Origin of the sequence: Rhodococcus sp. 14C212, assembly GCF_011058195.1 — a bacterium.
In the GTDB taxonomy this organism is placed as follows: domain Bacteria; phylum Actinomycetota; class Actinomycetes; order Mycobacteriales; family Mycobacteriaceae; genus Rhodococcus; species Rhodococcus aetherivorans.
The window spans coordinates 1-3,710 of sequence record NZ_JAALEH010000178.1; the positions used below are offsets into that span (position 1 = coordinate 1).

The following is a 3,710-nucleotide window of genomic DNA, read 5'->3' on the forward strand; positions in this document are numbered from 1 at the left end:
TAAGAGACAGGGGTGTCCAGGGGAACGGGGTGGATCGGAGCGACCGCGACGGCGCCGGTGTCGACGTCGTCGGGTCCGGGAAGCGTGGTGCCGGGCAGGGCCACGGCCGCCGAGCCGTACGCGACGGCGTGGCGGAGGCGGTCGGCGGGACCGAGCCCGGCCAGCTCCGCGACGAGATAGCCGGCGAGGGAGGAGTCGCCGGCGCCGACGGTGCTGCGCGCGGTCACGGGTCCCGGCACCGCATGCCAGGCGCCCTCGGCGGTGATCAGCACCGCGCCGGCCGCGCCGAGCGTGGCCAGCACCGCCCCGACGCCACGCTCGACGAGCCGGCGTCCGGCGGCGACGACGGGTCCGGTGTCGCCGGCCGCCGCCGCGGATTCCAGGGTGGTGGCATCCGCGCCGGTGAGCTGGGCGAGCTCGTCCGAATTCGGTTTGAGCAGATCGGGTGCGGCGTCGGGAAACCGGGCAGCGAGCGACAGCAGGGGAGACTCGGAGGTGTCCACCGCGATTCGGCACGCGACGGACCCGTCGACGGCGGCCGCGCGGACGGAGCGGACGAGGTCGGCGTACCAGTCGGCGGGCACGCCGGGCGGCAACGATCCGGACATCACCACCCAGCGGGCGTCGGCGGCGGCGTCGACGACGGTCCGGCGCAGCGCATCGAGCGTCCCTTCGGTGTACGTCGAACCGGGCTCGTTGAGCTTGGTGGTGGTGCCGTCGGGCTCGGCGACGGTGATGTTGCTGCGCGCGGGGCCCCCGGTCGGAACGGCGCGGTAGCCGATGCCGTGGTCGTCGAGCGCGGTGAGCAACGGGTCGCCGGTGTTTCCCGGCAGGACGGCCAGGACCGGCCGTCCGGCGGCGCGGAGCACGCGGGCGACGTTGACGCCCTTGCCGCCCGGGTCCACGCGGGTGGCGGCGGCCCGGTGCACGGCGCCGCGCACGAGCGGGCCCGTCAGTGCGACCGTCCGGTCCAGGCTGGGGTTGGCGGTCAGCGTGACGATCATGCCGTCACCACCTCGATTCCGTTGTCGGTGAGCTCTTTGCAGTCGGTGTCGTCGATCTCGGTGTCGGTGACGAGCACGTCCACGGCGTCGACGGGGGCGAAGCTGATCAGATGCTGGCGACCGATCTTGGACGAGTCGGCGAGGACGACCACCCGGTCGGCGCATCGGACCATCGCACGCTTGACGGCGGCCTCGTCCGGGTCGGGAGTGGACAGGCCGTGGCCGACGCTGAGGGCGTTGGTGCCGATGAAGGCGACGTCGACGTGCAGAGCCCGGAGGAACTGCAACGCGTCCTCGCCCACCGTGGCCTGCGTGATCCCGCGGACCCGGCCGCCGAGCATGTGCAGGCGCACCGATCCGAGGCCCGCGAGCCGCGCGGCGATGGGAACCGAGTTGGTGACCACCTCGAGGTCCACGTCGGCGGGCAGGGCCGCCACCAGCCGGCCGGTGGTGGTGCCGGCGTCGAACACCACACTGCCGCCGGCGGGGGGGAGGTAGAGGGCCGCCGCGGCGGCGATCCGGTCCTTGTGTGCGGCGTGGGTGTGTTCGCGTTCGCTCAGTGCGGGTTCGGTCACCGTGAGCGCGGCGGTGGGAATGGCGCCGCCGTGTACCCGGCGCACATGGCCGAGCCGTTCGAGTAGGGCGAGGTCCCGGCGGACGGTCTCGGTGGTGACGTGGAAACGGGTGGCCAGGTCGGCGACGGACATCCGTCCCCGTCGGCCGATCAGCTCGGCGATCGCCTGCTGCCGTTCCTCTGCGTACACGCCGGGCTCCTTGCCGCCGAATGTTGTTTCATGTTGTTTTACGCCCGTATGTGTTGACATGTCAATGGTTCGGAGTAATCTCGATCACAGAAATACCCCGGAGGCCCATCCCGACACACCGGGCGGCGAGGAGGAGACATGGAGAAGGTGATCCCCGCAGCGGCGGAGATATCGATCGTTCGGGGCACGCCCGTCGTGCCCGGGGTTGCCTACGGCCCTGTCGTGCGCCCCGCGCCGCGGCCGCAGATCCCCACCACGTTCGAGAGCATCCCGGACACCGCGCGCGACGCCGAGGCGGAGCGCTTCCGGACGGCCGCCACCACCGTCGCGGACCGGCTGCGCAGCCGCGCCGGCCAGGCCTCGGGCGCCGCCGCCGAGGTCCTGCTCGCCAACGCCCAGCTCGCCGAGGACCGCGGCTGGCTCGGCGCCGTCGCCGCGAAGATCCGCAGCGGAGCCGGCGCGACCGAGGCCGCCGTCGGCGCCACCGACCAGTTCGCCGACATGTTCACCAAGCTCGGCGGGCTGATGGCCGAGCGCGTCACCGACCTCCTCGACATCCGCGACCGCGTGATCGCCGAGCTGAGCGGCCATCCGGAACCCGGTCTCGACCTGCCGGACGAACCGTCGATTCTCCTCGCGGAGGACCTCGCCCCCGCCGACACCGCCGGCCTCGATCCGACCCGCGTGATCGGGCTCGCCACCACCCTCGGCGGGCCGACCAGCCACACGGCGATCATCGCCCGGCAGCTCGGCATCCCCTGCGTGGTCGCGGCGGCCGACCTCGACACCGTTCCCGCCGGCACCCGCGTCCTCCTCGACGGCGCCGCCGGTGAGATCCGCCTCGAGCCCGACCCCGAAGGGGCGGTCGCCGCGGTCGCCGCCGACCGCAGCGAGCGTGCGCGCATCGCGTCCTGGGCCGGCCCCGGCACCACTGCGGACGGTCATCGTGTCGAGATCCTCGCGAACGTGCAGGACGGCGCCGGTGCCCGTGCCGCCCGCGAGACCCCGGCCGAGGGGGTCGGCCTGTTCCGGACGGAGCTGTGCTTCCTGGACCGGGAAACCGAGCCGACCGTCGAGGAACAGGCCGCGATCTACGCCGACGTCTTCACCGCCTTCGCCGGCCGGAAGGTCGTCCTGCGGACCCTCGACGCCGGCTCCGACAAGCCGCTGCGCTTCGTCAACCATCCCGACGAGCACAACCCCGCGCTCGGGTTGCGCGGCATCCGGATCGCGACCGCCACCGAAGGTCTGCTCGACCGGCAGCTCGACGCCGTCGCCGCCGCGGCCGCCCGCACGGGCGCCGCGCCCTGGGTGATGGCGCCGATGATCGCCACCGTCGCGGAGGCCGCGCACTTCGCCGCCGCCGTCCGCGCCCGCGACCTCGTGCCCGGGGTGATGGTCGAGGTCCCGGCCGCCGCCCTGCTCGCCGAACGTCTCCTCGAACACGTCGACTTCCTGTCGATCGGCACCAACGACCTCGCGCAGTACACGATGGCCGCGGACCGCATGTCGCCGCACCTCGCGGCCCTCACCGACCCGTGGCAGCCGGCCGTGCTGGCCCTGGTCGCCCGCACCGCCGCCGCCGGCCGCGCGGCCGGCAAGCGGGTCGGGGTGTGCGGGGAGGCAGCAGCCGACCCGTTGCTCGGTTGTGTCCTGACCGGCATGGGGGTCACATCGTTGTCCTGTGCGGCAGCGGCCGTCGCGGGCGTCGGCTCCCGCCTGGCCACGGTCACCCTCGACCGGTGCCGCGAGGCCGCGGACGAAGTGCTCCGAACCGTCGACCCCGGTGCGGCACGCGAGGCGGCGGCCCGGGTGCTCGCCTGACTGTGAGGATGGATTCACCACCAACCGCGTGAATGCCGGCACGTTCGGCAGCTGCCGGTGGTGGGCTGAAGTCGATGGACTGCGTGCGTGACTCTTCGCCTGACTGGCTTCGTGCCTT

3 protein-coding genes are annotated in these 3,710 nt (G+C 73.5%); 1 reads left to right on the plus strand and 2 read right to left on the minus strand.

Going from position 1 to position 3,710, the window contains the following annotated elements; translation table 11 throughout:
• Both G6038_RS30370 and G6038_RS30375 read right to left on the minus strand, forming a co-directional pair.
• Window positions 1–1,004 (minus strand): 1-phosphofructokinase family hexose kinase (locus G6038_RS30370; RefSeq protein ID WP_165042583.1); only part of this gene is annotated, 1,004 nt, incomplete at its 3' end.
• Window positions 1,001–1,768 (minus strand): DeoR/GlpR family DNA-binding transcription regulator, encoded by a 768-nt coding sequence (locus G6038_RS30375; RefSeq protein ID WP_165042585.1) that lies wholly within the window; start codon window positions 1,766–1,768, stop codon window positions 1,001–1,003. The genes G6038_RS30375 and G6038_RS30370, both read right to left, overlap by 4 nt.
• Window positions 1,769–1,906: 138 nt before the next feature.
• Here G6038_RS30375 and ptsP point away from each other — a divergent pair, with 138 nt between their 5' ends.
• Window positions 1,907–3,592, plus strand: a complete 1,686-nt coding sequence (gene ptsP / locus G6038_RS30380; protein ID WP_165042587.1) for a phosphoenolpyruvate--protein phosphotransferase — start codon at window positions 1,907–1,909, stop codon at window positions 3,590–3,592.
• Window positions 3,593–3,710: the final 118 nt, after the last annotated feature.